Here is a 25,706-nt window from a genome sequence, read left to right on the forward strand (position 1 = left end):
GTCAGCGTCCGACGGTCGGTCAGTCGTTGAGGCCGGACCAGCCCCCGAGGGCCGGCCATCCGCCGAGCCCGGACCAGTCACCGACGGCCGGTCAGTCGGCGAGGCCGGACCAGCGTCCGACAACCGGTCAGTCGGCGAAGCAGAACCAGCCCCCGGCGGCCGGGCAGTTCCCGATGCCGGGTCAGTTGCCGTCGGCGTCAGGCGGGTCGGGGACTACGGGTCGGCCCTCGTCGTCGGGGCGGCCCGCCGTCCCGGAACGCAGCCCTGCGCAGGGGTCGGTTCCTTCATCTGGAGGCTCGCCTTCCGGGGCGGACGCCCTGCCGCCCACCCGTACCCAGACCCCGCCGTGGGGACGCCCCCCGGCGGACGGGAGCCGTCCGATGCCCTCGCAGTCCGCCGATGCCCCGACGCGCCCGCCCCGACCGCAGGCGCAGCCGGTGGGGCCGACTTCGGCCGGGAACGGGATCGGCTCAGCCCCCGAGCAGCCGGAATCGCAGCCCCGGGAGGGCGACGGCGGCCCCCGGTCGTCCGGGGTGGACGCGGGCGCAGGGCGCGGTCCTCGCGTACCGTCGCCGCCCAAGTCGTTCGACTTCTTCGACTTCTCCGCCGATGTCGATGTCGATGCGGAGGCGCGGCCGCCGACTCCCGACGCGACACGTGCCCCGTCGCCGGCGCAGTCGCCCGGCGAGGCTCCCCACCGCGAGGAGGGGACCCGGCGGTTCCCGGGCCTGCGCCCGCCCCGGCGGCCCGGCCCGGTGTCCCCGCCCCCGCCGGCGGCCTCCGCACGGTTCCCCGACGCGCCCCCGGCCCCCGGTGAGGGTCGGCGTACCACCGTGCCCGAGGAGAGCGCCGCGGAGACCACCAGGCGGCTCCGGCCCATCCCGGCCGAGACCCCCGCACGGCCCCCGGCCCCCGCATCCCCGTCGGAAACCCCGGTCGTGGAGCGCCCGTTCGTGTCCTTCGGGCAGCCGGAGACGTTCGACGACACCGTGCGCGTACGCCCGCATGGTGGACGCACTCGGCCCCGGGCGCTGGCCGCCGCGGCCTGCGTCGTGCTGGGGCTCGGCCTCATCGGCGGGGCGGTGACCGGGAGTTGGCTGACCGGGGAAAGCTCGGCCGGCTCTGACGCGCGGACCGAGTTCGTGGCGTCCGGCGAGCTCTGGCACAGCGTGCCGGTGGACCAGCTCTTCCCACCCACCGTGCAGGGCGAGGGCGCCGGACCGGGCGGCGCCGACCGCACCTGGACGCGGGTTGCCGTCGCCCCGGACACCGACTGCGCGAACGCCTTCGACCCCCCCCTGCGCGAAGCCCTCGCGCCGGTGGGCTGCCTGCGCCTGCTGCGCGCCACGTACACGGACGCGACCCAGAGCCTCGTCACCACCGTCGGCCTGCTGTTCACCAAGGCGGACGCGACGGCCATGACCTCTCTGAAGACCCGCTTCCAGAAGGACGGCCTGGACCGGCGCACCGACCTGATGCCCCGCCCGTACGCGGCCGAGGGCACCGTCGCGGCCGGCTTCGGCGACGACCAGCGTGCCTCCTGGACGGTGTCGGTCCTCACCGACGCCCCCGTCGTCGTCTACGCCGTCTCCGGCTTCGCCGACGGTCGCGCCGTCACCGACCCGCAGGCCGCCGAGGACGCCATGGAACCCGGCGCGACCACGGCTCCGGCCCAGGCCGGCCTCGGCCACGAGGCACAGGGCCTCGCCGACCGCGTCGAGCGAGGCTTCCGCAAGACCGTCACCTCGGCCACGGAGAAGCCGTCATGACCCGCCGGGCGGCAGACCGCACAAGGATCCGCAGGGCCGGGCTCCTCAGCGTTCTGCTGGCCGCCTCCCTCGCCCTGGTCCCCTCCACCACCGCCCACGCCGACGGCATCCGCGCCCAGCAGTGGGCCCTCGACGCGATGCACACCCAAGGGGCCTGGCAGACCACCAAGGGCCAGGGGATCACCGTCGCCGTCCTCGACACCGGCGTCGACGACCAGCACCCGGACCTGGAGGGCAACGTCCTCACCGGCAAGGACATGGTCGGCTTCGGGGCGGCCCGCGGCGACCGGGCGTGGGCCAGGCACGGCACCGCCATGGCGGGGATCATCGCAGGCCACGGACACGGGCTCGACGACGCCGACGGCGTCATGGGCATCGCCCCCGAGGCCAAGATCCTCCCCGTCCGCGTCATCCTCGAAGACGGCGACGACTCCCGCACGAAGGCCCGCAACACCCGCGGCAACGCCCTCGCCGACGGCATCCGCTGGGCCGCCGACCACGGCGCCGACGTCATCAACCTCTCCCTGGGCGACGACTCCGCCTCCGCCCACCCCGAACCCGCCGAGGACGAGGCCGTCCAGTACGCCCTGAAGAAGGGCGCCGTCGTCGTCGCCTCGGCAGGCAACGGCGGCGAGAAGGGCGACCACATCTCCTACCCCGCGGCCTACCCGGGCGTGATCGCCGCGACCGCCGTCGACAGCAACGGCACCCGCGCCTCCTTCTCCACCCGCCGCTGGTACGCCACCGTCAGCGCCCCCGGTGTCGACGTCGTCATCGCCGACCCGGACGAGAAGTACTACGAGGGCTGGGGCACGAGCGCGGCCTCCGCGTTCGTCTCCGGAGCGGTCGCGCTCATCAAGGCGGCCCATCCGGACCTCTCCCCGGCCCAGATCAAGCAACTCCTGGAGGACACGGCCCGCAACGCCCCCGCAGGCGGCCGTGACGACTCACGCGGCTACGGTTTCATCGACCCCGCGGCCGCCATCAAGGAAGGCGGCCTGCTCAAGCCCGAGGGGCTGCGGGCGGCGTACAGCCAGGAGTACTTCGGACCGGGCCCCGACACCTCCGACGACGACACGGATCCCGCCGGCTGGGTCGGCCCGCTCGCGGGCGGTCTCGGGGCGGTGCTGCTCGCCGCGGCGGTCGTCCTGTGGCGCGGCCGCAGAGGACCGCGCGGCTACGACCACTTCTGACAGGACGGTTTTCGTACGCACCAACCGGACGCCTTCGTACGAACTAGTCGGTGGCCGTCGCCGCAACGGTGGGATCGGCGCTTGGGTCCTGGAACACCGACACCGCCGCCTTCGCCACCGACTCGACCAGCGAGATCCCCTTCGCCTGCGTCGCGGTGCCGTTCGACAGCACCGCGACCAGGTAGTCGTGGCCGTCGGCGGTGACCCGCCCGATGCTGTTGATGTCCCACAGCCCGGTTGTGCTGCGCGCCAGCCACCCGTTCTTCAGGGCCCAGTCGGAACCGTCGGCCGCGGCCGACACACCCCAGTGCTGATCGACGGCTATCTCCCCCATGAGCCCCTGCATGTACGTCTGCGAGGTCTCGCTGAGTTTCGAGTCGTCCCCGAACACCTGCTGCAGCAAGGTGAGTTGATCGGCCGCCGTGGTCTGTGTCAGCCCCCACAGCGCGCTGTCCCCGCCTGCCGTCTCCGTGAGCCCGAAGGTCTTGTTCGCGGTGTCGAGGCCGTCCGCCTTGCCGATCGCGTTCCACAGGGTGGTCGCGGCCGTGTTGTCGCTGTTCTCGATCATCAGGGTGGCGTTGGCCTTCTCCGACGCCGTCAGCCGCCGGTCCGCGTCCTGGGCCTGGAGCAGCAGCGTGGCCAGGATGTCGACCTTGACGATGCTCGCGGTGTCGAAGGCGCCCTTGCCGTACGCGGCGCTCTCGCCGGAGTCGACGTCGAGGACGGACGCCGAGGTCTCGGCGCCGCTGGGGACCGTCACGGACTTCAACGCCTCGGCGAGCAGCGCGTCCCGGTCCACCGTGGGTGCCGTGACGGGTTCCACCGACGCCTCCTCGCTGACGCTCGGCGAGGGCGAGGCCGGAGAGGACGACGATATGAGGTCCTCGCCGTCGTGCGCCTGGGCCTTCATATATACGGCCCCGGCCGCCGTACCGCCCACGAGGATGACGGAAGCCACCGCGGCGTAGACGAAGGGCCTGCGGCCGGGCGGGCGGGCGCGGCGTCGACTGGCTCTGTGACGGTCCATCCCGTGATGCTGGGTGCCGGGCCTGTGTCCACGGTTAGACGCATGTGAAATCTGCGTCAGGGATGGATGAGAATTCCATGAGACCCGTCAAGTCCATGTTTCAGGGGCCGCACAAGCCCAACTGCATCCCACCGATAGGGTCGGGGACCGTGGCGAACAAGAACATTCCCGACTCCGGCTTCTCCGACGACGATGGTTCCGCCGATCCCCGGCTGAGCGCGGCGCTCACCGCCTGGGCCGAGGACCGCACCGCCGTGGGGCCGGTCCTGGAGGCCCTCAGAGGCGCCCGGCTGCTCGTGCCGGTGGTGGCCGTGCTCGGCGAGGTGGAGGAGGACGAGAACGGGCTGCGCCACGAGAAGACCAGCGACATGGCCGTGCCGACCCTGAAGGCCGGGAGCCGTACCGCCCTGCCCGCCTTCACCTCCACCGAGTCGCTGGCCCGCTGGGATCCCGAGGCCCGCCCCGTCGCCGTACCCCTGCACCAGGCGCTGCAGGCCGCCGCGCACGAGAAGGCCGACACCGTCGTCCTCGACCTGGCGGGTCCGGTGCCGTACGAGCTGACCGGCCCTGCGCTGCTCGCGCTCGCCGAGGGGCGTACGAACATGGATCCCCTCGCCGATCCGGCCGTCACCGAGGCCGTCCGCGCGGCCGTCGCCGCCGAGCCGGCCGTGCTCCGCGCGCATCTCGGCCCGGGGCAGGCGGACGGCACCCTGGCCCTCGTACTGGGCCGGTCCGCGTCTCCCGCCGAGACGGCCCGCGCGATCGCCGAACGACTGGCGGCCGACGAGACGCTGAGGGCCCGCCTGGTGCGCGGCCTCGACCTGGCACTTCTGCCGGCCGGGGCGACGCCGCCGGGCGAGCCCTTGTACGTACGAGAGGTGTGAGTCGCTCGTCGACAGGCGGAAAGGCCGAGGACCGGGTGAGTCAGCCGTAGACCGGGCCCGTGTACTTCTCGCCCGGGCCCTGGCCCGGCTCGTCCGGGACGATCGACGCCTCGCGGAACGCCAGCTGGAGCGACTTGAGACCGTCGCGCAGCGGTGCCGCGTGGAAGGAGCTGATCTCGGTCGTGCTCGCGTCGAGCAGCCCGGCCAGCGCGTGCACCAGCTTCCGCGCCTCGTCCAGGTCCTTGTGCTCGTCGCCCACGCCTTCTTGCGGGGCCAGGCCGAGCTTCACTGCAGCGGCGCTCATCAGATTGACGGCGACCGTGACGATCACCTCGACCGCGGGGACCTCGGCGATGTCGCGGGTCATGGTGTCGTAGTCGGGCGTCTGGGGAGGGGTGTCACTCATGGCCTCCACGATAGGTCCCGGGCGGGGGCCGACCCCCGTTGGCCTCGGTTAGCCCTTCTCAGTCCTAGCTGCTAACCTTGTGTTACGACCGGTCGGACGCGCCAAGAAGTATGTCAGCGTGCCCGGCCCACAAGTGGAGGCTCCGATCTCCCACCTGACTGTCCTCCGGGACGGCGGGTCACCCGGTCAGGCGGCCACCATCGTTCCGTACGGACGATGGAGTCGCCCGATGTGCGCCCCGCGGTTCACCGTGGCGGTGCTCCGGTAATCCTTGGAGCCCTGCCTGTGTCCCGTCCGGGGCATTTTTCATGTCCCGCGGTGGTTGGTCCAACTGTCATCAGAGACATACGCGGTGGTCCGCCAGACCGCCGTGTGGTGCTACCGAGGAGGATCCATCAGCACCGAGCCCCGCATCAACGACCGGATTCGCGTTCCCGAGGTGCGACTTGTCGGTCCCAGCGGCGAGCAGGTCGGGATTGTTCCGCTTGCCAAGGCCCTGGAGCTTGCGCAGGAGTACGACCTCGACCTGGTCGAGGTGGCGGCGAGCGCTCGTCCGCCCGTCTGCAAGCTCATGGACTACGGGAAGTTCAAGTACGAGTCGGCCATGAAGGCCCGTGAGGCGCGCAAGAACCAGGCGCACACGGTCATCAAGGAAATGAAGCTCCGGCCGAAGATCGACCCGCACGACTACGACACCAAAAAGGGTCACGTCGTCCGGTTCCTCAAGCAGGGCGACAAGGTCAAGATCACGATCATGTTCCGTGGTCGCGAGCAGTCCAGGCCGGAACTCGGCTACCGACTGCTGCAGCGTCTCGCCACGGACGTCGAGGACCTCGGGTTCATCGAGTCGAACCCGAAGCAGGACGGCCGAAACATGATCATGGTTCTCGGTCCGCACAAGAAGAAGACCGAGGCCATGGCCGAGGCCCGTGAGGCCCAGGCGGCTCGCAAGGCCGAAGCGAAGGCCAACCCGGGCAAGTCGCAGAACCACGCGGGCGACGACATCCCCGAGGTGGACGAGGTCGACGAGGTGGACGAAGCGGACGAGGTCGACGCCGAGACCGCCGAGACTCCGGCCGCGGCTTCCGCCGAGGTCTAGATCCCAGGACGAACGCCCCGGGAGCCCGGGACGAGAGTCCGGGGAGTCCCGGGACAACCGTCCAGGGATGCCAAGCAATGGATATGACGTTCCACCGTGCCCGGTTTCACGACCGGGCACCGGAACGCCACTGACGAGGAGAGAACGGCGCTATGCCGAAGAACAAGTCGCACAGCGGTGCCAGCAAGCGCTTCAAGATCACCGGCTCCGGCAAGGTGCTCCGTGAGCGTGCCGGCAAGCGCCACCTGCTCGAGCACAAGTCGTCCCGCCTGACGCGTCGCCTCAGCGGCAACGCCGAGATGGCCCCGGGCGACGCCAAGAAGATCAAGAAGCTTCTCGGCAAGTGACGCATCGGCGCCTGATCATTCGATCGCCGCGCGCCGTACGTCAGGACTGGGACCCCATCGATTTCGGGCCGTGTGAGTCCCACCACGGCCCCGCTACAAGGAGTTAACAAGTGGCACGCGTCAAGCGGGCAGTCAACGCCCACAAGAAGCGCCGGGCGATCCTCGAGGCCGCCAAGGGCTACCGCGGTCAGCGTTCGCGTCTGTACCGCAAGGCCAAGGAGCAGGTCACCCACTCCCTGGTCTACAACTACAACGACCGCAAGAAGCGCAAGGGCGACTTCCGCCGGCTGTGGATCCAGCGCATCAATGCCGCTGCCCGCGCCAACGGCATCACCTACAACCGCTTCATCCAGGGTCTGAACGCGGCCAACATCGAGGTCGACCGCAAGATCCTCGCGGAGCTGGCCGTCAACGACGCCAACGCGTTCGCCGCGCTCGTCGAGGTCGCGCAGAAGGCGCTGCCGTCGGACGTCAACGCGCCGAAGGCCGCGTGACGCTCGCTCTGGCTTGAGCCGGATGTACATCGGACCCGCAGGCCGCCACGGCCTGCGGGTCCGTTTGCTTACGGCTTACGGCTACGGCTGCGGCAACTGCTCCGGGTTCGGCGAAGGCTCGGCTGTCCTGCAGTCGGCGTGAGCTGTGAACCGGAGAGCAGGAGCGCCGGGCTCGCCCCCAGGCCCGGGCTGGGGCTCCGGGGCCATGCTTCGCGGCCCGTCTCCGTCCGTGGCGCGCTGATTCCCACGCTGCGCGCGGGGCGGTCGAGCCGGCGCCGCCGTAAGCCGCCGTTACGGCCCGGCAGCGTCGCCGCGCACACCACACCACGGCAAGGGCCCGGTACCGTCGCGGCGGAAGCCACCGCAGGGCCGGTGCCGGCCCGGCGGAAGCCGCCGCTCCCCACCGCGGGGAGCGGGAAGCGGGTTTCTCCCCCGCCGTCCTGGGCCCGTCCCCACCCCGAAGCGGAGGGCGGTGCCGTTCCGCCGAGGCCGGCGCCCCCCGTGGCGGACGAGAACACCCCTCCGTAACCCTCTGAAGGTGGCCGCATGTCCTTCGCTCCCGAGCTGATCTCCCCACGTTCGTCCCGCGTGGCTGCCGCGCGGCGGCTGGCCAGGCGGAACTTCCGGGGGAAGGAGCGGCTGTTTCTCGCGGAGGGGCCGCAGGCCGTGCGGGAGGCGGCGGCGCATCGCCGCGAGGGGACCGCGACCCTTGTCGAGCTGTTCGCGACGGTCGAGGCCGGGGAGCGGTACGCCGACATCGTCGCGGACGCCCAGAACGCCGGCGCGCGGGTGCATCTCGCCGCCGAGGAGGTCGTCGCCGACATCTCGACGACCGTCACACCGCAGGGGCTCGTCGGGATCTGCCGCTTCCTGGACACGCCCTTCGAGGAGATCCTGAAGGAGAGGCCCAGGCTCGTCGCCGTACTCGCGCACGTGCGCGACCCCGGGAACGCCGGCACCGTGCTGCGCTGCGCGGACGCCGCCGGTGCCGACGCCGTCGTACTCACCGACGCGTCCGTGGATCTCTACAACCCCAAGGCCGTACGGGCCTCGGTGGGGTCCTTGTTCCATCTGCCCGTCGCCGTGGGCGTGCCCGTCGAGCGGGCCGTACAGGGGCTCAAGGACGCCGGTGTACGGATCCTCGCGGCCGACGGCGTCGGGGCGGCCGACCTCGACGACGAGCTGGACAAGGGCACCATGGGCGGCCCGACCGCCTGGGTGTTCGGTAACGAGGCGTGGGGGCTTCCGGAGGAGACGCGCGCGCTGGCCGACGCCGTCGTGCGCGTACCCATCCACGGAAAGGCCGAGAGCCTGAACCTCGCCACCGCTGCGGCCGTATGTCTCTACGCGTCCGCCCGTGCACAGCGCGGCTCCGGAGGGTGCCGCTCCGTCACCGAGAGCTAGTAGGGTGACCTGCTCGGGGCCCACTGCCGGATGAGAGGTGGGAGACGGGGATGAGTGTCGGCACGAGTGGTGCGCACAAGGCACCGCGAGCACGGGACGTGCGCGGTACACCCGCGTCCCGGCGCGGTGACGCCGCCGAACTCGGAGCCGAGCAGGAAGCCGCTCACGGAGCCGGGCTCCTCGCCGGCCTCGGAGCCGGTCTCGGCATCGACCCCGACGACCTTCCCGACGGACTCGTCGTCGCCGACGAGCGCGGCCGGGTGATCTGCTTCAACGCCGCCGCCGCCCGAATCGCCGCCGTGTCCGCCGCCGACGCGCTCGGGCACCCGCTCGAATGGGCGCTGCCCTTAGAGGACCTCGAAGGGCGCAGATGGTGGCAGGTGACCGACCCGTACGGCGGTCTCGCCATCCGGGTCGGACAGCCCGAGCGGAATCTGCTGCTCCCCGGCGGGCGCGAGGTGCTCGTGTCCGCGCGGTACGTGCGCACGCGTCCCACCGGCCCGGTCCACCGCGTCGTCGTCTCCCTGCGCGACACCGAGGCCCGCCGCCGCACCGAGCGCAGCCACGCCGAGCTCATCGCCACCGTCGCCCACGAACTGCGCTCGCCGCTCACCTCGGTCAAGGGCTTCACGGCCACGCTGCTGGCCAAGTGGGAACGGTTCACGGACGACCAGAAGAAGCTCATGCTGGAGACCGTCGACGCCGACGCCAACCGGGTCACCCGGCTCATCGCCGAGCTGCTCGACATCTCACGGATCGACTCCGGCCGGCTCGAAGTGCGCCGCCAGCCCGTCGACATGGGCGCCGCGGTCGGCCGCCACATCCAGGCCTATGTCGCCTCCGGCCAGTCGGCCGACCGTTTCCTGGTGCGCATCGAGCATCCGCTGCCCGCCCTCTGGGCCGACCCCGACAAGGTCGACCAGGTGCTCAGCAACCTGATCGAAAATGCGGTGCGCCACGGCGAGGGAACCGTCACGATCGATGTCACGCCCTCGGCCTCCCCACGCGAAGGGGAGGACGGCAGGAACGAGGCCACATCGGTCACGGTGAGCGACGAGGGCACCGGCATCCCGGAGGAGTCCATGAACCGCGTCTTCACCCGCTTCTGGCGGGGCAGCAAGCGCGGCGGGACGGGCCTCGGGCTGTACATCGTCAAGGGCATCGTCGAGGCCCACGGCGGCACCATCACGGTCGGCCGCGCCCCCGGCGGCGGCGCCGAGTTCCGATTTACGTTGCCCGTGGGCACCCCGGCGTATCTGCTGTAACGCCGAGCGAGGACCCACGGGCGCATTCGTACACTTCACCCCCCGTTAGACTCGGCCTCTGGCACCTTTGCGTCTCCATTTCAGGGACGAGATTTCAGAGACGCAGCGTCTCCGAGTCGTAGACGGGGACCCCAGCCAGCCAACCGGAAGCACGGGAAGAGATGTCGGCACCGAATAAGTCGTACGACCCTGTAGAGGTCGAGGCCTTGAAACCGGAAGAGATCGAGCGCATGCGGGACGAGGCGCTCGCCGCCTTCGCGGCCGCCGGTGACCTCGACGCGCTCCAGGAGGCCAAGGTCGCCCACACCGGCGGCACCTCCCCGCTGGCCCTCGCCAACCGCGAGATCGGCGCCCTGCCCCCGCACGCCAAGGCCGCCGCAGGCAAACTCGTCGGCCAGGCCCGCGGCGCGGTGAACAAGGCGCTCGCCACCCGTCAGGCCGAGCTGGAGGCCGACCGCGACGCCCGGGTACTGGTCGAGGAGGCGGTGGACGTCACGCTGCCGTACGACCGTGTACCGGCCGGCGCCCGGCACCCGCTGACCACCATGATGGAGCGGGTCGCGGACGTCTTCGTGTCCATGGGATACGAGATCGCCGAGGGCCCCGAGGTCGAGGCGGAGTGGTTCAACTTCGACGCCCTCAACTTCACGCCCGACCATCCGGCCCGGCAGATGCAGGACACCTTCTTCGTCCAGGGGCCGAAGGGGACCGAGGGCGACGAGTCCGGTGTCGTACTGCGCACGCACACCTCACCGGTGCAGGCCCGCGCCATGCTCGACCGTGAGCCGCCGGTCTACATCGTGTGCCCCGGCCGCGTCTACCGAACCGACGAGCTGGACGCCACGCACACCCCGGTCTTCCACCAGATCGAGCTCCTCGCCATCGACGAGGGCCTGACCATGGCCGACCTCAAGGGCACTCTGGACCACATGGTCCAGTCGCTCTTCGGCGCCGACATGAAGACCCGGCTGCGCCCGAACTACTTCCCCTTCACCGAGCCGTCCGCCGAGATGGACATGCTCTGCTACGTCTGCAAGGGCGAGTCCGTCGGCAACCCCGACCGCCCCTGCCGGACCTGCTCGTCCGAGGGCTGGATCGAGCTGGGCGGCTGCGGCATGGTCAACCCGCGGGTGCTGATCGCCTGCGGTGTCGACCCCGAGAAGTACAGCGGATTCGCCTTCGGGTTCGGCATCGAGCGGATGCTGATGTTCCGCCACAACGTCGAAGACATGCGAGACATGGTCGAGGGTGACGTCCGGTTCACCCGGCCGTTCGGGATGGAGATCTGATGCGGGTCCCGCTTTCTTGGCTGCGGGAGTACGTCGACCTGCCGGCGACGGAGACCGGGCGCGACGTCCAGGCCAAGCTCATTTCCGCCGGACTCGAGGTCGAGACGGTCGAGCAGCTCGGCGCCGACCTCAAGGGCCCCCTGGTCGTCGGCCAGGTGCAGTCCATCGAGGAGCTGGAGGGCTTCAAGAAGCCCATCCGCTTCTGTCTGGTCGACGTCGGCACCGCTGGGGGCACCTCCCAGGCTTTCGGCTCTGGGGGAGGCACCGGTGAGCCCCAGGAGATCGTCTGCGGCGCCCGCAACTTCGCCGTCGGCGACAAGGTCGTCGTGGTCCTGCCGGGCGCCGTCCTGCCCGGCAACTTCGCGATCGCCGCGCGCAAGACGTACGGCAGGACCTCGCACGGCATGATCTGCTCCGGCGACGAGCTGGGCATGGGCGACGACGGCAGCGGCGGCATCATCGTCCTGCCGCCGGAGGCCGAGGTGGGCACCGACGCGATCGAGCTGCTCCAGCTCGTCGACGAGGTTCTCGACATCGCCGTCACACCCGACCGCGGTTACGCGCTCTCGCTGCGCGGGGTGGCCCGCGAGGCCGCCATCGCCTACGGCCTGCCGCTGCGCGACCCGGCGCTGCTCGACGTACCGGCGCCGAACGCGTTCGGGCACCCGGTACAGGTGTCCGACCCGTTCGGCTGCGACCGCTTCACCGCGCGTACGGTCACGGGTCTCGACCCCGAGGCCCGCTCCCCGATCTGGCTGCGCCGCCGCCTCCAGAAGGCGGGCATGCGCCCGATCTCGCTCGCCGTCGACATCACCAACTACGTGATGCTGGAGCTCGGTCAGCCCCTGCACGCGTACGACCGCACCCGTGTCCAGGGCGCGATCGGTGTGCGCCGGGCCGAGCAGGGCGAGAAGTTCACGACGCTCGACGGCGTCAAGCGCACGCTGGACGCAGAGGACCTGGTGATCACCGACGACCGCGGCCCCATCGGCCTCGCGGGCGTCATGGGCGGCGCGAACACCGAGATCGACGACGCCATGGGCACCACCACCGAGGTCGTCATCGAGGCGGCGCACTTCAGCGCGCTCTCCGTCGCCCGCACCGCCCGCCGGCACAAGCTGGCCTCCGAGGCGTCCAAGCGCTTCGAGCGCGGCGTCGACCCGCAGGCCGCGTCCGCCGCGGCCCAGCGGACCGTCGACCTGCTCGTGATCCTCGCGGGCGGCTCCGCCGACGCCGGCGTCACCGAGGTCATCTCGCCCTCCGCGCCGCACACCATCACCATCCCGGCGAACCACCCGGACAAGGTGGCCGGTGTCGACTACGGCCGCGAGACCGTCGTACGCCGTCTCCAGCAGGTCGGCTGCGACGTGTACGGGCAGGACGAGCTGATCGTCACCGTGCCGTCCTGGCGGCCCGACCTGACGGACCCGAACGACCTGGCGGAGGAGGTCATCCGCCTCGAGGGCTACGAGAACCTGCCCTCCACCCTGCCGAAGCCCCCGGCGGGCCTCGGCCTGACCGACAGGCAGCGGCTGCACCGCCGTGTCGGCCGCGCGCTCGCCGGTGCCGGATACGTCGAGGCGCCGAATCACCCCTTCATCGGAGAGCACGTCTTCGATCAGCTCGCGCTGGCCGCCGACGACCCGAAGCGCAAGGTCGTCAAGCTGGTCAACCCGCTCTCCGACGAGGAGCCCGCGCTCCGTACGACGCTGCTGCCGGGCCTGCTCGGCGCGCTGCGCCGCAACGACGGACGCGGCAGCCACGACCTCGCGCTCTTCGAGACCGGCCTGGTCTTCCACCCGCGCGAGCAGCTGCGCGTCGCCGGTCGGTTGCCCGTCGACCGCCGTCCCACCGACGAGGAGATCGCGTCGCTCACCGCCGCGCTCCCCGCCCAGCCCCGGCACGCCGCCGTCGTCCTCACGGGCGCCCGCGAGCAGGCCGGCTGGTGGGGCAAGGGCCGCCCGGCCGACTGGGCCGACGCGATCGAGGCAGCTCGCTCGCTGGCCCGCGAGGCGGGGACCGAACTCCTGGTCCGCGGCGGGCAGTACGGGCCGTGGCACCCGGGCCGCTGTGCCGAGCTGGCCGTCGTCGTCGACGGTGCGGAAACGGTCATCGGGTACGCCGGTGAGCTGCACCCCGGCGTCCTGAAAACCCTGGGTCTGCCCGCGCGCACCAGTGCGATGGAGCTGGACCTGGACGCGCTGGAGCAGGCGAGCTCGGGCGTCCCGAAGGGCCCGAAGATCTCCACCTTCCCGGTGGCGACCCAGGACGTCGCCCTGGTCGTCGACCGGTCCGTGCCCCACGTGGACGTCGAGGCGGCGTTGCGCGAGGGCGCGGGTGAACTGCTGGAGTCCATCCGGCTGTTCGACGTCTACGAGAACGCCGAGCAACTCGGCGAGGGCAAGAAGTCGCTGGCCTACGCGCTGCGCTTCCGCGCCGCCGACCGGACCCTGACGGTCGACGAGGCCTCCGAGGCCCGGGACGCGGCGGTGGCCCTCGCGGGTGAGCGGACCGGGGCGGTCCTGCGCGGGGTGTAGTGGACGGCTGACAGGCCGGCTGAGGGCAGCTGAGGGGTACATCCGTGGCACTGGATGTGCCCCTCACTCCTTCGGGTGACAAGGCTGGGCGATCTGGCCCGATCGGTCCATGCGGTCGACAGAATCGGACCGGCCTCGCGGAGGCCCTCTGCGCTGTCAGGGCCTATTGGGGGGCCAATCGGCATGAACCATATCAAGGCTGGTGGGGCTCCCTACAGGGCGACGCCCCGTACGCATGCGCGGGTGCTGGCCCGGGCGGTCCTCCCCGTGGTCGGCCGGGGAAACGGTCTGCGGTCCGGGCTCGCCCGGGCGGTGCGCGCAAGAAGACCCCGGTCGGTCAGAAGGCGTGGCCTTCGGGTGGGACTCGGCCGGGCGGTCCGCGGGGCCGACCGGCAGCCGCTGCGGCGGGCACTGGGCTTGGGGCTGCCCACGGTCTGGGGCGCGACGGCGATCACCTACAAGATGGCCTGCCCGCTCGCCCAGCAGAACGGGTTCTGTGCCCGCATCGTCACCTGCGCCGTCTTCTTCGCGGTCGGCACGGGGCTGATACTCCACGTCAGAACGGCGCTGCTGCGCGAGCTCCGGCAGATCCGCAAGGTCGCGGGCGCCGCCCAGAGCGTGCTGCTGCGACCGCTGCCCCCACGGATCGACGGGCTGAACGTCGCCGCGGCACAGCTCTCCGCGGATCGCGGTGCGAGCATCGGCGGTGATCTGTACGAGGTGATCGCCACCGAACACGGTGTGCGGGTCGTCATGGGTGACGTCCGCGGGCACGGTCTCGGGGCCATCGGAACCGTCGCCGCCGTCCTCGGCAGCTTCCGCGAGGCCGCGCACGACGAGCCCGAACTGGGCTGCGTACTGAGAAGACTTGAGCGGGCGCTGACCCGGCATCTGCGGGAGCGGGCCTGCGCCGAGCACCCCTCGTCCGGCCTCGACCCCGACAGCCCGGTCGCCGAGGAGTTCGTCACCCTGCTGCTTCTGGAGATCCGCTGCGACGGCGCACTGTACGCCGTCAACTGCGGTCATCCGTGGCCCTATCTGCTGCGCGGCCATGCCGAGCCGACCGGTGTGCGCGGCCGGGTCGAGCGACTGTCCTGCGCCGAACCCCTGCCCCCGCTCGGGCCGTTCCCCCTCCCGGCCGAGCTGCCCGTGTTGCGCCACGGCCAACTGCTGCCAGGCGAGGGGCTCTTCCTGCACACCGACGGAGTCGAGGACGCGCGTGACGCACAGGGCAGGTTCTTCCCCCTGCGGGCCGCGCTCACCGACGCCGTCCGCGTCCAGCCGCTCTCACCGCAGTCCGTCCTGAGCGCGGTGTTCGGCCAAGTCCTGAGCCACACGGGCGGGATGCCGACGGACGACATGGCGCTGCTCGTCCTCCGCAACGACCGCAAACGAGTACCGGCGCAAAAATCTCACCCGGTGGCCCATCACGTCACGTGAGCGCAGGCTTTTCAGGGGCACGACGAACTGCGCGACCAACCACGACGCACCGGCAGCGCTCCGGCGAAACCAACGGAGTGCCGCCGTCCGCCCCGCCACGGAGTGTCGGGCAGGCAGCTGGGCGGACGGCGCGGGATCGGGCCGCCGCACTGTACGAGGGGGAGCCGGCGGCCCGGCCGGCCTCTTGCGAGGCATCTCAGTCAACCGGCCGGGAACGCTCTGCGACAGCGCGTGTACTGCCCGGATGCGAGCACTCCGTTCACACCCCGTGTGAAACGGGACCTACTACTCTTACGACACGGTCGGCACCGAGCCACCCGGGGGGCCTCCTATGCAGCCCAATACTCTGCTCGACGCGATTCTCGACGAGGCGGGCATCTCGCACGCGGGACTCGCCGCTCACGTCAACCAGGCAGGGAGAGCGCGCGGACTCGCGCTCAGGTACGAACACACCGCCGTCGCGCGGTGGTTGAAGGGGCAGCGGCCACGCGGCCAGGTGCCCGACCTGATCTGCGAAGTGCTTGCGGGCAGACTCCACCGGCCCGTCACGCTCGACGACATCGGTCTCGGAGTCCCCGGCGAGCCGGCCGCCCCGCACGGCACCTCGCTCTCCGGCTTCGTCGAACGGGCCACCGCCCTTTGGCGCTCCGACGAACAGCAGCGCCCGCACATCCTCGGCGCACCGGCCGTTACCGGAACACCCGCCGTGATGCCGGTGTGGGAGTGGGAGAACCCGCCCGAGGACGTGGACGTCTCGCGCGGCGGACGCCATCAAGTGAGCATGGCCGACATCGAGATGCTCCGCGCGGCACGCGCCCACTACGAGCAGATGTACCGCAAGGCGGGCGGCGTCGCGACCCGCACCCGAATCGTCGGCTTCCTCAACTCCGAGACGGCGCCGTTGCTGCGCGGCAGCTACACCGACTCCACCGGACGCCAACTCCACCGCGCGACCGGCGGATTGGTGGCCATCGCGGGCATCTGCGCCTACGACTCCGACGCGCACGGCCTCGCCCAGCGGTACTTCCACCAGGCGCTGCGCCTGGCAAAGGCCAGCGGGGACCGGGGACTTGGGGCGTACGTCATAGCCCTCCTGGTCAACCAGTCGCTGTTCATGCGGGAGCACCGGCAGGCCGTCGCCTTCGCCGAGGCCGCGCTGCGCGCCGCGGGGCGGCAGATCACTCCGGCGCTCGCCTCCGACCTCTACGCGATGCAGGCCAAGGCGTACGCACACCTCGGCGACGGCAGCAGCGCACTGTCCTGCATCCGGCGTGCCGAGCAGGCCGCCGAGCGTATCCGGCGTGGTTACGAGCCCGATGAGACCGGCTATGTCCAGCCGGGCCTGGTCAACGTACAAGTGGCGGAGGCGCTGCTCAGCCTCGGCGACCTGATGGCGGCGGACGAGCACGCCGTGGCCGCCGTCGACAACCCCGCCCACGACCGGGGACGGGTGCACCGGCTCGCCGTGCTCAGCCAGATCGAACTGCGCCAGGGCAACGCCGACAAGGCGGTCGCCACCGCACTCCAAATGGCCGAACAGGCCCGGGGGATGGAGTCCCAGCGGCTGCGCGACAGACTGCGCGCGGTGCGCGAGCACCTGGTGGCCAGTGGATGCGCGGGCACCTCCGAGGCCGCGGAACTCATCGACGGGGCACTGCGCGTACCGCTGTAGAACACCGACCGAACATCGACCCGCAGCCGACCCGCTGCCGAACCGTGTGCCGCTGTGCGCCTGCTGTCAGAACGTTCCTGCTGCCATATTGCCATCTATTCGGCGGAAGGTGGCAGAACCGTGCAGTGGACGAAACAGAACGAACAAACTGTGTATGAAAACCGCTGGTTCAGCGTCAATCTCGCAGACGTTGAGCTGCCGGACGGCCGGCACCTCGATCACTTCTTGATACGGCTGCGCCCCGTGGCCGTGGCGACCGTGGTGAACGCGGCCAATGAGGTGCTGCTCCTGTGGCGGCACCGATTCATCACCGACAGCTGGGGATGGGAGCTCGCGGCGGGCGTCGTCGAGGACGGCGAGGACATCGCCGTCGCGGCCGCCCGCGAACTGGAGGAGGAGACCGGCTGGCGACCAGGACCTCTGCGCCATCTGATGAGCGTCGAGCCCTCCAACGGGCTCACCGACGCCCGGCACCACATCTTCTGGGCCGACGAAGGCGCGTACATCGGCCACCCCGTGGACGACTTCGAGTCCGACCGTCGGGAATGGGTTCCCCTCAAACTCGTCCCCGACATGGTCGCCCGCGGCGAGGTCCCGGCCGCCAACATGGCTGCCGCACTGCTCCTTCTGCACCATCTCAGGCTCGGGCAGGACGCGTTGCCCTGATCCATCCCCCCACGGCGTCCGGGGACCTAGTGGCCCAGAGCCTGCCAGACCGCCACGGCCAGTGCGCCCACGGCCGCGACGACCGCGAGGGTGGGCAGTGGCCAGCGGGTGTGTTCCAGGGCGACGATCCGTGCGCTCAGGTCGTCGAGATCCTTGGCGGCCTGGTCGTCGCGCTGAGTGAGTAGCGCCAGTCCGCCCTCGATGCGGGTGAGACCCACCTCGATGGACTGGCGTAACTCGGCGAGTTCCCTCGGTGCCACGGGATGCTCGGGGTTGGCGGTCACGAGTCGGCTCCTTTCCGTAGTCGTCACAGCCTTTACTTGCGCACGGAAAGTCAACTCGCCTGGTGGGTGCGTGGGGAGCGTGTGCGAGCGGCATATGCGGGCCCGGTGCGCACACGGCGTGTGAATGCCACGGGCCCGGCACCGAAAGCGGTGCCGGGCCCGCGTGAGCCTGAGTCTGACGGTGCGTAATCAGGGGTAGGTGTAGAAGCCCGAGCCCGACTTCCGGCCCAGCCGGCCCGCGTCCACCATGCGCTGCAGCAGCGGGGGAGCGGCGTACAGCGGCTCCTTGTACTCCTCGTACATCGAGAACGCGACCGAGGCCACCGTGTCGAGGCCGATCAGGTCGGACAGCTTGAGCGGGCCCATCGGGTGGGCGCAGCCCAGCTCCATGCCGTTGTCGATGTCCTCGCGACTCGCGATGCCCGACTCGAACATCCGGATCGCGGACAGGAGATAGGGGATCAGCAGCGCGTTGACCACGAACCCGGAGCGGTCCTGGGCGCGGATCGCGTGCTTGCCGAGGACCTTCTCGACGAGCGCCTGCGCCCGGCTGAGGGTGCCCTCGGACGTGGTGAGCGCCGGGATCAGCTCGACGAGCTTCTGCACCGGCGCCGGGTTGAAGAAGTGGATGCCGATGACCTGGTCGGGACGCGAGGTGGCGACGGCGAGCCTGACCAACGGGATCGAGGAGGTGTTGGAGGCGAGGATCGCGTCCTGCCGGGTCACCACCTGGTCGAGGACCTGGAAGATCTCCGTCTTCACCTGCTCGTTCTCGACGACGGCCTCGATCACCAGGTCACGGTCGGCGAACTCGCCGAGGTCCGTGGTGAAGCTGAGCCGCGCCAGCGTCTCGTCCCGCTCCTCCTCGGAGATCTTCCCGCGCTCGGCCGCCTTGGAGAGGGAGTTGAACAGCCGGGTACGGCCGATCTCCAGGGCTTCACCGGTGGTCTCGGCCACCTTGACGTCAAGACCGGCGCGGGCGCACACCTCGGCAATGCCCGCTCCCATCTGGCCGCAGCCCACCACTCCGACGCGTTCGATGTCGGTCACATCGTCCCTTTCCGCTGATCATCGGCCTTGGCAGGTTGCCCGTTGTGAGGGGCCTGCTCCGATCGTGCACGTTACTCCCAAGTATCGATGATCGATCGTGTGGGTCGGGCATGCTGTGCGAGGAGACGATCCGTGACGAGGCGGATCCACTGGGTAGGGGGTGCGGGGATGGGGCGACTGTCACGCCGGGCGTTCACGCTGGCCGCGGCGGCGACGCTGTCGGGGCTCGCGACGGGGAGAGATGCCGCGGCCGCTCCTGGCAGGCCCCGCGCGGAGGGGGAGATGCGCGGGATGTGGCTGGCGACGGTCGCCAACCGTGACTGGCCCTCGCGCACCGGACTGACCGCCGCCCAGCAGCGCACCGAACTCCTCGCCCATCTCGACACGGCCGTACGCCGCCGTCTCAACGCCGTGATGTTCCAGGTGCGCCCCACGGCCGACGCGATGTGGCCCTCGCCGTACGAGCCGTGGTCCCAGTACCTCACCGGCGTCCAGGGCAGGAACCCCGGCTGGGACCCCCTGGGCACCGCGGTCACGGAGGCCCACGCGCGCGGCCTGGAACTGCACGCCTGGTTCAACCCGTACCGGATCGCCAATCACACCGACCCGACGCGGCTCGTGGCGAGCCACCCGGCCCGCCAACACCCCGACTGGGTCGTCCCGTACGGCGGGAAGCTCTACTACGACCCGGGCCTGCCCCAGGTCCGCGCCTTCGTCCAGGACGCCATGCTCGACGCCGTGAGCAGGTACGAGATCGACGCCGTGCACTGGGACGACTACTTCTACCCGTACCCGGTCGCCGGGCAGGTCTTCGACGACGACGCGGCCTATGCGGCGTATGGCGCGGGCTTTCCCGACCGGGCGGCCTGGCGGCGCGACAACATCGACCGGCTGGTGCGGGAGACGGCGGCCGGTATCAAGCGGATCCGGCCCAGGGCACGCTTCGGCGTCAGCCCCTTCGGGGTGTGGCGCAACGCGACGACCGACCCGCTCGGCTCGGCGACCCGGGCCGGCGTACAGACGTACGACGATCTGCACGCCGACACCAGGAAGTGGGTCCGGGAGGGCTGGATCGATTACATCTGCCCGCAGCTGTACTGGAACATCGGCCTGGCCGCCGCCGACTACGCGAAGCTGGTGCCCTGGTGGGCCGAGGTCGCCGAAGGCAGTGGCGTGCAGCTGTACGTCGGGGAGGCCCTGTACAAGGCCGGTGATCCGGCGCAGCCCGCCGCCTGGCAGGACCCGGCCGAGCTGTCCCGGCATCTCACCCTCGCCGGGGACTATCCGCAGGTGGGCGGACACGTGTTCTTCTCGGCCAAGGAGGTCGGGGCCGACCGGATCGGTGCGATGGCACGCCTCGTCGCCGACCACTACCAGCGGTCGGCACGGTCCATGCGCTGAGCTACTCGCCCGCGCCGGTGTCCTTGTGTCGGATCTCGGAGTCCGGGCCCGGCGAGCACACCGCCTCGTGCCCGTCCTGGAAACGCACGCGGTACGGGGGAGCGCCCTCCGTACCCATGACTTCGACGATCTCCGCGATCTTCTCCTGCTGTCCGACGACCCTGCCGTGCTGCACCAACTGGTCGCCCTTGACTGCGTGCATCTGAACGGCCTCCTCGTTCTGTACGGGAGTGGCGGTCCGTGGTCCCAAGTCTACGACCGATGGCGCCGGTTGGCCCGGCCTGGGGCGGAGCCCACGGGAACCGGACTGCGGCGGGGACGGAAAACCGCTCGACCCCCGGCAGGGCGAGCTGCGACTGTCCCCGTATGACCGACACACAGAGCCTGCCCGAGGGCTATGAGATCTCCGCCGACTCCACCCGCATCGACGTCGACCGCGTGCACCGCTGGCTCTCCACCGACGCGTACTGGGCCGTCGGGCGTTCACATGAGAAGCAGGAGCGCGCGATCGCGGGGTCGCTCAACTTCGGGGTCTACGACGCGACGTCCGGGGAGCAGGTGGCGTATGCACGCGTGGTGACCGACGAGGCGACCTTCGCGTGGCTCTGCGACGTCTACGTCGACCCGGCGGCGCGGGGCAAGGGGCTCGGCACCGCCCTGGTCGCCGCCGTACGTGGGTACGTCGAACCGCTCGGCGTACGCCGGGTGCTGCTCGCCACACAGGATGCGCACGGTGTCTACGAGAAGCTCGGATTCAAGGCGCTGGACCGCCCGGACCAGTGGATGGCGCTCATCCTGCGGTGATGTCACGTGTACCCTGCGTTGCCCCTCTTGACCTGCGGAGTTCTGCGTTCCACGATCTCGGCATGCATGTTCGGGTCACGTTCGTCGCCGCGGCGCGCAGCTCCACGTTGCTTGCGGAACGTTTCGAGGACGACCGGCCGCTGGACCAGGCGGGCTGGGCAGAAGTGCAGCGTGCCGCACACGAGCTGGTGCCGCTGGCCGTGGCCGAGCTGCGCTACTGCGCACCGACGCCGCGCAGTCGCGCCACCGGGGACGCGCTCGGCTACGCGCCCCTCGTACAACTCGCCCTGCGCGACTGCGACATGGGCCGGTGGCGGGGGCTCACGCTCGGCGAGGCGATGGCCCGCGAGCCCGAGGCCGTCGACGGCTGGCTCGCCGACCCGCGCTCCACGCCCCACGGCGGCGAGTCGCTGCTGGCCTTCATCGCCCGGGTCGGCAACTGGCTCGACACCCGGCCCGCCGACGACGGCGGCCGTATCGTCGCCGTGGCCGAACCGTCCGTGGTCCGCGCCGCCGTCGTCTACGCCCTGAAGGCGCCGCCCTCGACGTACTGGAACGTGGACGTACGCCCCTTGTCGACGATCACCGTCACGGGTGCCGGGGGGCGCTGGAACCTGCGCTTCGAAGGGGCGTTCTCTCAGTCCTAGGGCCCGTAGTCCGTGTCCTGGAGGGTGTGGTCCGTGTCTTGGCGGGTGTAGTCCGTGGTGAGTACGAGGTCCTTCGCCGGGCCTGCCACGCACCACACGGTCCGCCAGTGGTGCTCGTCGAGGACGGTGAACTCGCCCCGGTAGAGGTCCGCCGAGCAGGGGTGGTCGGCGACGTACCGCCCGGAGCTCAGGTCCAGATCGTGGAAGGGGCGGCCGTCGGAGAACCGTACGTCCGCGGTTCCCGGGCGTTGCCCCGGCAGGAACCGCAGCGTCCGTTCGGCCGACCGGGGCGTGCCCTGCCATATGAAGGTGCCGGACTCCTGGTGCAGAAGACCGGGTTCCTGCAGTGGTCCGGGGCCGGTGTCCTCAAGGGGTCCGAAAACCGTCGTCCCCGTGAAGTGTCCCGCCGCGCCGCTTGCCAGATCCCGCACCGCGCGCTCCACCCGCCAGCTCCCGGCCAGGTACGCCAGCACGTCGCTCACCGGCCGGAACTCGCCCATTCTGTCCCGCTTCCCGTCACTTTCCAGGCCCTAAGAACGGCCGCGGGGCTTGCCGCGCTTGCCGCCCTTGGTGCCTCCGGTGCCGCCGCTGCGAGAGCTCTTGCCGGTCGCCTTGCCGGTTGTGGGCTTTCGCCGGGCGCCGCCACTTGCCTCGGGACGCTTGGCCTTGGTCTTCGGATCGGCCGGGGCGGATGCGGGAGTACGTCCGCGGGTGCTGTTGACCGTGCGGCCGCGGACGATTCCGATGAAGTCCTCGACCAGGTCGGTGGTCTTCTCCTCAGGCCAGGAGAGGGCGACGCGTGACTCCGGGGCGTCAGTGACGGGGCGGTAGGTGAGGTCCTTGCGGTGGTGCAGGCGGGCCAGTGACTGCGGGACGACGAGGACTCCGATGCCGGCCGCCACCAGTTCGACGCCGTCCTCCGTCGTGGCGGGACGCTCGATCGCGGGCTGCCCCGGCAGACGCTCCCAGCCGAGGGTGTCGTCGAGGGGATGCAGCACGATGTCGTCGGCGAGATCGTCCGTGGACACCTCGTCGACCGCTGCCACGACATGATCCTGGGGGACCACGACCACCGAGGTCTCGGTGTAGAGCGGGATCGCGCTGAGGTCCGAACGGTCGACCGGCAACCGTACGAAACCGGCGTCGGCGCCGCCGCTGCGCAGGACGTCGAACGCCTCCGCGGCGGACACCGCGACGAGCGTCAGGGGGACGTCGGGCAGTCGCTCGTTCCAGATCCGCACCCATTTCGCGGGCGTCACCCCCGGGACGTACGCGAGCCTGAACGACGGGGATGCTTCGGATCCGGTCACTCCGCCAGGTTACCGGCCGTGGCGCGGTGGCAAGGCACCGCGGTGGGCCGATGGGCGGCGGCCCCGCCCACAGGAAGCCGCCCGCAGCCGTGCTGGTCGGAGCCGGTCCATACGCTCGTTACCCTTGACACCATGACGCCGCACCAGAACACCCAGACGATGAAGCCCGCCACCGCGGCGAAGAAGCTGGGTGTGTACCTCGAGGCCACCCCCGCCGAGTTCCAGGAGGGTGTCGTCTCCCGTGCCGAGCTGGCTGCACTGCAGGCCGAACCGCCCCAGTGGCTGCGGGAACTGCGGGACAACGGCCCGCACCCGCGGCCGGTCGTCGCCGCCAAGCTGGGCGTCTCCATCGCCGGGCTCGCGCGCGGCGGGGTCACCGAGGCCCTCACCACGGAGCAGATCGAAGCGTTGAAGTCGGACGGCCCCGAGTGGCTGCTGCGCGAACGCGCCACCCAGGCCGAGGTCCGCAAGGAAGCGGCGCGCATCAAGGACAAGAAGGCCGACGAAGCCGGTCAGTCCCGGGGCGCGCGTTCCTGACCTGATCTCCCGCAAAGCCCCGTAGAGCGGCGTCGGGGCTCGGCCACACCGAATTTCCCTCAGTGCCGCGTCGGGAGCTCGGCCACCCCGACGATGAAGTCACCCAGCGGCCGGACCTCGGCGGACCAGCCCAGCGCTGCGAGTTCGCCGGTGAGCGCCGAGGGCTCGTGGTAGATCTTCACGATCCGGTACTCGCTGCCGTCGTCGAGGCTGCGCACCTCCGAGGTGACGCCCTCAAGGGCGGGCTCGGCGCCCTCGTCGACGAAGACGGCTCTGCCGTGCGGGGCGAGCGCGGCGGCGACGGTCTCCCAGAACTCCCCGAACCGGGACGCCGGGACATGGGAGAGCCAGAAGGCGAAGAAGATGGTGTCGTAGCGGCGCTCCGGCCGCCAACCGAACACGTCGGCCTGGACGAACTCCACGTTCGGTGACCCTGCGCGCCCGCGCGCGATGCTCAGCACCTCAGGCGCCGAGTCCACCGCGGTCACCGAGCGCGCCCGCGCGGCCAACGCACCGGTCCACTGACCCGTACCGCAGGCCAGCTCCAGCACGTCCCCGGCGATGGGGACACCGTCGAGCGCGGCCAGCAGCTCCCGCAGGTCCGCGCGCTCGGCGTAGACCCGGTCGTACTCGAAGGCGCGGGCCCGGTAGTAGGCAATCTGCTCCGCCAGGAGGGCATCGTCAGAAATTGACATGAGACCGACGGTAGTTGACGTGCCGCCGACCCGAGGGCGAGATGTCACAGACCCTGCGGGCCGGGTGGACCGGCCGGTTCAGCCGGTCTTGCGGGCCACGCCCCCGTAGAAGCCGATCTCGGCCGAGCGGGCCGGTGGCTCGGTGTCCGGGCGCCAGAACGGGACCTGGGCCAGGCCGGGTTCGAGCAGCTCGAAGCCGTCGAAGAAACGCTCGACCTCGGCGCGGGCGCGCAGGTTCAGCGTGGCGGTGGCCTTGTTGTAGACGGCCCGGGCCGCGGCGCGGTCGGCGAAGTCACCGGTGGCGTGCGAGAGCACCAGGAAACTGCCGGCCGGCAACGCGTCGCGCAGGGTGGCGACGACCTCGCCGGGCTTCTCCGCGTCGGTGAGGAAGTGGAGGACGGCGACGAGGACCAGGGCGACCGGCTGCTCGAAGTCGATGATTCGGCGGACTTCGGGATGGTCCAGGAGGGCCCGCGGGTCGCGCAGGTCGCTGAGTACGACGCTGGTGACTTCGGAGTTGCCGAGCAGGGCGTCGGCGTGCACCTTCACTATCGGGTCGTTGTCGACGTACGCGACGCGCACGTCGGGGGCCACTTCCTGGGCCGCCTCGTGCACGTTCGGCGGGGTGGGCAGCCCGGTGCCGATGTCGAGGATCTGACGGACACCGCTGCTGACGACGAAACGGACCGCGCGCTGTAGGAAGGCACGGTTGGCCCGTACGCCGATCCGGGCCTCGGGTGCGGCAGCGACGAGTTCGTCGGCCGCCCGTTGGTCGACCTCGTAGTTGTCCTTGCCGCCCAGCAGATAGTCGTAGATCCGCGCAGGATGTGGCCTGCTGGTGTCTAACTTTGTCTGCTCGGGACGGTAGCCGTCCTGCCTCACGCGACGCTCCTCTCGACGGCCGCCACGCTCCTCTTGCCCGCGAGCGGCTGACGACAGCTTCCCATATCAAGTGCCATGCCCAGGCCTGCAGTTACCGGCGTCGGCGGCCGATGACGTAGCGGGCGGGGATGAGGGTGAGCCAGAACCACATGGCCGCTTCCGTGTTGACGAAGGCCAGGGGAATGGAGAGCCTGAAGATCAGGACGCTGGAGCCGAGTTGGGCGGTGAAGCGGCGGCGGGCCGCGGCGTCGGATGCCGCAGGAGAGGGGTGCAGTTGGCGTTCCGTGAGCAGCAGCAGGCTTGCGTGGACGGCATGGATCGCGGCCATGGCGCCCGCGTAGAGGGCGACCGCCTCGGGCTGGGAGGCGTACGCGGCCAGGAGTCCGGTGGGGAAGGGCAGCAGGGCGACCAGCCCGAGGCCGAGGAGGATCAGGCGGGTGACCAGGGCCGTCTCGGTGGGCAGGGCGGTGAGGATGCGGCGGTGATCACGCCAGAACCCGGCGATGAGGGTGAAGCTGAGGGCGAAGGCGCCGAGGTGGGGAAGTGTGTCGCTCAGGGCCCGGTGGAATGCGGCGTCTTCCAGATGTGCCGGGATCGCCACGTT

General features: G+C 70.9%; 27 protein-coding genes. 17 read left to right on the top strand and 10 right to left on the bottom strand.

All coding sequences use genetic code 11. From position 1 onward, the window contains the following. The first annotated feature begins 380 nt into the window (after positions 1–380). A complete protein-coding gene (locus ACFWP7_RS12135) occupies positions 381–1,769 on the top strand; it encodes a hypothetical protein (protein ID WP_384380063.1) in 1,389 nt (462 codons plus the stop codon). Beyond that, a complete protein-coding gene (gene mycP, locus ACFWP7_RS12140; RefSeq protein ID WP_384380066.1) occupies positions 1,766–2,962 on the top strand; it encodes a type VII secretion-associated serine protease mycosin in 1,197 nt (398 codons plus the stop codon). Before ACFWP7_RS12135 ends, mycP begins: the two co-directional genes overlap by 4 nt. A gap of 43 nt (positions 2,963–3,005) precedes the next feature. Here mycP and ACFWP7_RS12145 read toward each other — a convergent pair whose 3' ends face one another. After that, positions 3,006–3,989, bottom strand: coding sequence for a serine hydrolase (locus ACFWP7_RS12145; protein ID WP_384380069.1), 984 nt, complete (start codon positions 3,987–3,989; stop codon positions 3,006–3,008). 149 nt (positions 3,990–4,138) lie between these two features. Between ACFWP7_RS12145 and ACFWP7_RS12150 the strand changes: the two genes are divergently transcribed. Further along, a complete protein-coding gene (locus tag ACFWP7_RS12150; protein ID WP_384380072.1) occupies positions 4,139–4,873 on the top strand; it encodes an SseB family protein in 735 nt (244 codons plus the stop codon). 40 nt (positions 4,874–4,913) lie between these two features. Here ACFWP7_RS12150 and ACFWP7_RS12155 read toward each other — a convergent pair whose 3' ends face one another. Continuing rightward, positions 4,914–5,279 carry a DUF1844 domain-containing protein gene (locus ACFWP7_RS12155; protein ID WP_384380075.1) on the bottom strand — a complete coding sequence of 122 codons (366 nt, stop codon included), beginning with the start codon at positions 5,277–5,279 and terminating at the stop codon, positions 4,914–4,916. A 370-nt stretch (positions 5,280–5,649) separates the two neighbouring features. Here ACFWP7_RS12155 and infC point away from each other — a divergent pair, with 370 nt between their 5' ends. From infC to ACFWP7_RS12205, 10 genes are all read left to right on the top strand, one after another. Beyond that, positions 5,650–6,378: a translation initiation factor IF-3 gene (gene infC, locus ACFWP7_RS12160; protein WP_384380248.1), complete on the top strand. Its 729-nt coding sequence runs from the start codon at positions 5,650–5,652 to the stop codon at positions 6,376–6,378. A gap of 152 nt (positions 6,379–6,530) precedes the next feature. Continuing rightward, entirely contained in the window at positions 6,531–6,725 is a 195-nt protein-coding gene (rpmI, locus tag ACFWP7_RS12165) for a 50S ribosomal protein L35 (RefSeq protein WP_161700734.1), read from the top strand. A 110-nt stretch (positions 6,726–6,835) separates the two neighbouring features. Next, positions 6,836–7,219 carry a 50S ribosomal protein L20 gene (gene rplT / locus ACFWP7_RS12170; protein ID WP_365434577.1) on the top strand — a complete coding sequence of 128 codons (384 nt, stop codon included), beginning with the start codon at positions 6,836–6,838 and terminating at the stop codon, positions 7,217–7,219. A 546-nt stretch (positions 7,220–7,765) separates the two neighbouring features. Continuing rightward, a complete protein-coding gene (locus tag ACFWP7_RS12175; protein ID WP_384380080.1) occupies positions 7,766–8,623 on the top strand; it encodes a TrmH family RNA methyltransferase in 858 nt (285 codons plus the stop codon). A gap of 50 nt (positions 8,624–8,673) precedes the next feature. Next, positions 8,674–9,888 carry an ATP-binding protein gene (locus tag ACFWP7_RS12180; RefSeq protein WP_384380083.1) on the top strand — a complete coding sequence of 405 codons (1,215 nt, stop codon included), beginning with the start codon at positions 8,674–8,676 and terminating at the stop codon, positions 9,886–9,888. Positions 9,889–10,049: 161 nt separating this feature from the next. Continuing rightward, on the top strand, positions 10,050–11,177 hold the full coding sequence (pheS, locus tag ACFWP7_RS12185; protein WP_384380086.1) for a phenylalanine--tRNA ligase subunit alpha: 1,128 nt from the start codon (positions 10,050–10,052) through the stop codon (positions 11,175–11,177). Beyond that, on the top strand, positions 11,177–13,714 hold the full coding sequence (pheT, locus tag ACFWP7_RS12190; protein ID WP_384380089.1) for a phenylalanine--tRNA ligase subunit beta: 2,538 nt from the start codon (positions 11,177–11,179) through the stop codon (positions 13,712–13,714). Before pheS ends, pheT begins: the two co-directional genes overlap by 1 nt. Before the next feature lie 462 nt (positions 13,715–14,176). After that, on the top strand, positions 14,177–15,154 hold the full coding sequence (locus ACFWP7_RS12195; RefSeq protein WP_384380251.1) for a PP2C family protein-serine/threonine phosphatase: 978 nt from the start codon (positions 14,177–14,179) through the stop codon (positions 15,152–15,154). Between the two features lie 331 nt (positions 15,155–15,485). After that, positions 15,486–16,826, top strand: coding sequence for a transcriptional regulator (locus ACFWP7_RS12200; RefSeq protein WP_384380092.1), 1,341 nt, complete (start codon positions 15,486–15,488; stop codon positions 16,824–16,826). A gap of 120 nt (positions 16,827–16,946) precedes the next feature. Next, complete coding sequence (locus tag ACFWP7_RS12205) at positions 16,947–17,492, top strand: NUDIX hydrolase (protein WP_384380095.1); 546 nt, start codon at positions 16,947–16,949, stop codon at positions 17,490–17,492. Between the two features lie 26 nt (positions 17,493–17,518). On the opposite strand, the gene ACFWP7_RS12210 is transcribed toward ACFWP7_RS12205, so the two are convergent. Next, on the bottom strand, positions 17,519–17,776 hold the full coding sequence (locus ACFWP7_RS12210; RefSeq protein ID WP_384380098.1) for a hypothetical protein: 258 nt from the start codon (positions 17,774–17,776) through the stop codon (positions 17,519–17,521). Positions 17,777–17,965: 189 nt separating this feature from the next. Further along, the gene (locus tag ACFWP7_RS12215; protein ID WP_384380101.1) at positions 17,966–18,826 is read right to left on the bottom strand and encodes a 3-hydroxybutyryl-CoA dehydrogenase; all 861 of its coding nucleotides are present in this window, start codon (positions 18,824–18,826) and stop codon (positions 17,966–17,968) included. Positions 18,827–18,994: 168 nt separating this feature from the next. Between ACFWP7_RS12215 and ACFWP7_RS12220 the strand changes: the two genes are divergently transcribed. Further along, positions 18,995–20,227 carry a glycoside hydrolase family 10 protein gene (locus tag ACFWP7_RS12220; RefSeq protein ID WP_384380254.1) on the top strand — a complete coding sequence of 411 codons (1,233 nt, stop codon included), beginning with the start codon at positions 18,995–18,997 and terminating at the stop codon, positions 20,225–20,227. Between the two features lies 1 nt (position 20,228). Here the strand turns inward: ACFWP7_RS12220 and ACFWP7_RS12225 are convergent, their stop codons facing one another. Beyond that, positions 20,229–20,429 (bottom strand): DUF1918 domain-containing protein, encoded by a 201-nt coding sequence (locus ACFWP7_RS12225; RefSeq protein WP_384380104.1) that lies wholly within the window; start codon positions 20,427–20,429, stop codon positions 20,229–20,231. A gap of 164 nt (positions 20,430–20,593) precedes the next feature. Here ACFWP7_RS12225 and ACFWP7_RS12230 point away from each other — a divergent pair, with 164 nt between their 5' ends. Both ACFWP7_RS12230 and ACFWP7_RS12235 read left to right on the top strand, forming a co-directional pair. Continuing rightward, positions 20,594–21,031, top strand: coding sequence for a GNAT family N-acetyltransferase (locus ACFWP7_RS12230; RefSeq protein WP_384380107.1), 438 nt, complete (start codon positions 20,594–20,596; stop codon positions 21,029–21,031). 62 nt (positions 21,032–21,093) lie between these two features. Beyond that, on the top strand, positions 21,094–21,678 hold the full coding sequence (locus ACFWP7_RS12235) for a histidine phosphatase family protein (protein WP_384380110.1): 585 nt from the start codon (positions 21,094–21,096) through the stop codon (positions 21,676–21,678). Here the strand turns inward: ACFWP7_RS12235 and ACFWP7_RS12240 are convergent. Continuing rightward, on the bottom strand, positions 21,675–22,178 hold the full coding sequence (locus ACFWP7_RS12240; protein WP_384380113.1) for a DUF6314 family protein: 504 nt from the start codon (positions 22,176–22,178) through the stop codon (positions 21,675–21,677). The genes ACFWP7_RS12235 and ACFWP7_RS12240 overlap by 4 nt on opposite strands. A 30-nt stretch (positions 22,179–22,208) precedes the next feature. After that, the gene (locus ACFWP7_RS12245; protein ID WP_384380116.1) at positions 22,209–22,988 is read right to left on the bottom strand and encodes a LysR substrate-binding domain-containing protein; all 780 of its coding nucleotides are present in this window, start codon (positions 22,986–22,988) and stop codon (positions 22,209–22,211) included. 132 nt (positions 22,989–23,120) lie between these two features. Between ACFWP7_RS12245 and ACFWP7_RS12250 the strand changes: the two genes are divergently transcribed. After that, complete coding sequence (locus tag ACFWP7_RS12250) at positions 23,121–23,525, top strand: DUF5997 family protein (protein WP_384380119.1); 405 nt, start codon at positions 23,121–23,123, stop codon at positions 23,523–23,525. A 59-nt stretch (positions 23,526–23,584) separates the two neighbouring features. Here the strand turns inward: ACFWP7_RS12250 and ACFWP7_RS12255 are convergent, their stop codons facing one another. The 3 genes from ACFWP7_RS12255 to ACFWP7_RS12265 all read right to left on the bottom strand — a co-directional run bounded on the left by ACFWP7_RS12255 (position 23,585) and on the right by ACFWP7_RS12265 (position 25,703). Then, positions 23,585–24,220 carry a class I SAM-dependent methyltransferase gene (locus tag ACFWP7_RS12255; RefSeq protein WP_384380122.1) on the bottom strand — a complete coding sequence of 212 codons (636 nt, stop codon included), beginning with the start codon at positions 24,218–24,220 and terminating at the stop codon, positions 23,585–23,587. 78 nt (positions 24,221–24,298) lie between these two features. Continuing rightward, positions 24,299–25,102, bottom strand: a complete 804-nt coding sequence (locus ACFWP7_RS12260; protein WP_384380125.1) for an SAM-dependent methyltransferase — start codon at positions 25,100–25,102, stop codon at positions 24,299–24,301. Positions 25,103–25,193: 91 nt separating this feature from the next. Next, positions 25,194–25,703, bottom strand: a complete 510-nt coding sequence (locus tag ACFWP7_RS12265) for a TMEM175 family protein (RefSeq protein ID WP_384380128.1) — start codon at positions 25,701–25,703, stop codon at positions 25,194–25,196. Between the last annotated feature and the right edge of the window lie 3 nt (positions 25,704–25,706).

Origin of the sequence: Streptomyces sp. NPDC058470, assembly GCF_042721055.1 — a bacterium.
Classification (GTDB): domain Bacteria; phylum Actinomycetota; class Actinomycetes; order Streptomycetales; family Streptomycetaceae; genus Streptomyces.

Excerpts from the sequence above, each read along its gene's own strand:
- ACFWP7_RS12135 (WP_384380063.1), top strand. The coding sequence starts at position 381 with ATGCCCTCGCAGTCCGCCGATGCCCCGACGCGCCCGCCCCGACCGCAG.
- mycP (WP_384380066.1), top strand. The coding sequence starts at position 1,766 with ATGACCCGCCGGGCGGCAGACCGCACAAGGATCCGCAGGGCCGGGCTC.
- ACFWP7_RS12145 (WP_384380069.1), bottom strand. The coding sequence starts at position 3,989 with ATGGACCGTCACAGAGCCAGTCGACGCCGCGCCCGCCCGCCCGGCCGC.
- ACFWP7_RS12155 (WP_384380075.1), bottom strand. The coding sequence starts at position 5,279 with ATGAGTGACACCCCTCCCCAGACGCCCGACTACGACACCATGACCCGC.
- rpmI (WP_161700734.1), top strand. The coding sequence starts at position 6,531 with ATGCCGAAGAACAAGTCGCACAGCGGTGCCAGCAAGCGCTTCAAGATC.
- ACFWP7_RS12175 (WP_384380080.1), top strand. The coding sequence starts at position 7,766 with ATGTCCTTCGCTCCCGAGCTGATCTCCCCACGTTCGTCCCGCGTGGCT.
- ACFWP7_RS12180 (WP_384380083.1), top strand. The coding sequence starts at position 8,674 with ATGAGTGTCGGCACGAGTGGTGCGCACAAGGCACCGCGAGCACGGGAC.
- pheS (WP_384380086.1), top strand. The coding sequence starts at position 10,050 with ATGTCGGCACCGAATAAGTCGTACGACCCTGTAGAGGTCGAGGCCTTG.
- pheT (WP_384380089.1), top strand. The coding sequence starts at position 11,177 with ATGCGGGTCCCGCTTTCTTGGCTGCGGGAGTACGTCGACCTGCCGGCG.
- ACFWP7_RS12195 (WP_384380251.1), top strand. The coding sequence starts at position 14,177 with ATGGCCTGCCCGCTCGCCCAGCAGAACGGGTTCTGTGCCCGCATCGTC.
- ACFWP7_RS12200 (WP_384380092.1), top strand. The coding sequence starts at position 15,486 with ATGCAGCCCAATACTCTGCTCGACGCGATTCTCGACGAGGCGGGCATC.
- ACFWP7_RS12220 (WP_384380254.1), top strand. The coding sequence starts at position 18,995 with ATGGGGCGACTGTCACGCCGGGCGTTCACGCTGGCCGCGGCGGCGACG.
- ACFWP7_RS12225 (WP_384380104.1), bottom strand. The coding sequence starts at position 20,429 with ATGCACGCAGTCAAGGGCGACCAGTTGGTGCAGCACGGCAGGGTCGTC.
- ACFWP7_RS12230 (WP_384380107.1), top strand. The coding sequence starts at position 20,594 with ATGACCGACACACAGAGCCTGCCCGAGGGCTATGAGATCTCCGCCGAC.
- ACFWP7_RS12235 (WP_384380110.1), top strand. The coding sequence starts at position 21,094 with ATGCATGTTCGGGTCACGTTCGTCGCCGCGGCGCGCAGCTCCACGTTG.
- ACFWP7_RS12240 (WP_384380113.1), bottom strand. The coding sequence starts at position 22,178 with ATGGGCGAGTTCCGGCCGGTGAGCGACGTGCTGGCGTACCTGGCCGGG.
- ACFWP7_RS12250 (WP_384380119.1), top strand. The coding sequence starts at position 23,121 with ATGACGCCGCACCAGAACACCCAGACGATGAAGCCCGCCACCGCGGCG.
- ACFWP7_RS12255 (WP_384380122.1), bottom strand. The coding sequence starts at position 24,220 with ATGTCAATTTCTGACGATGCCCTCCTGGCGGAGCAGATTGCCTACTAC.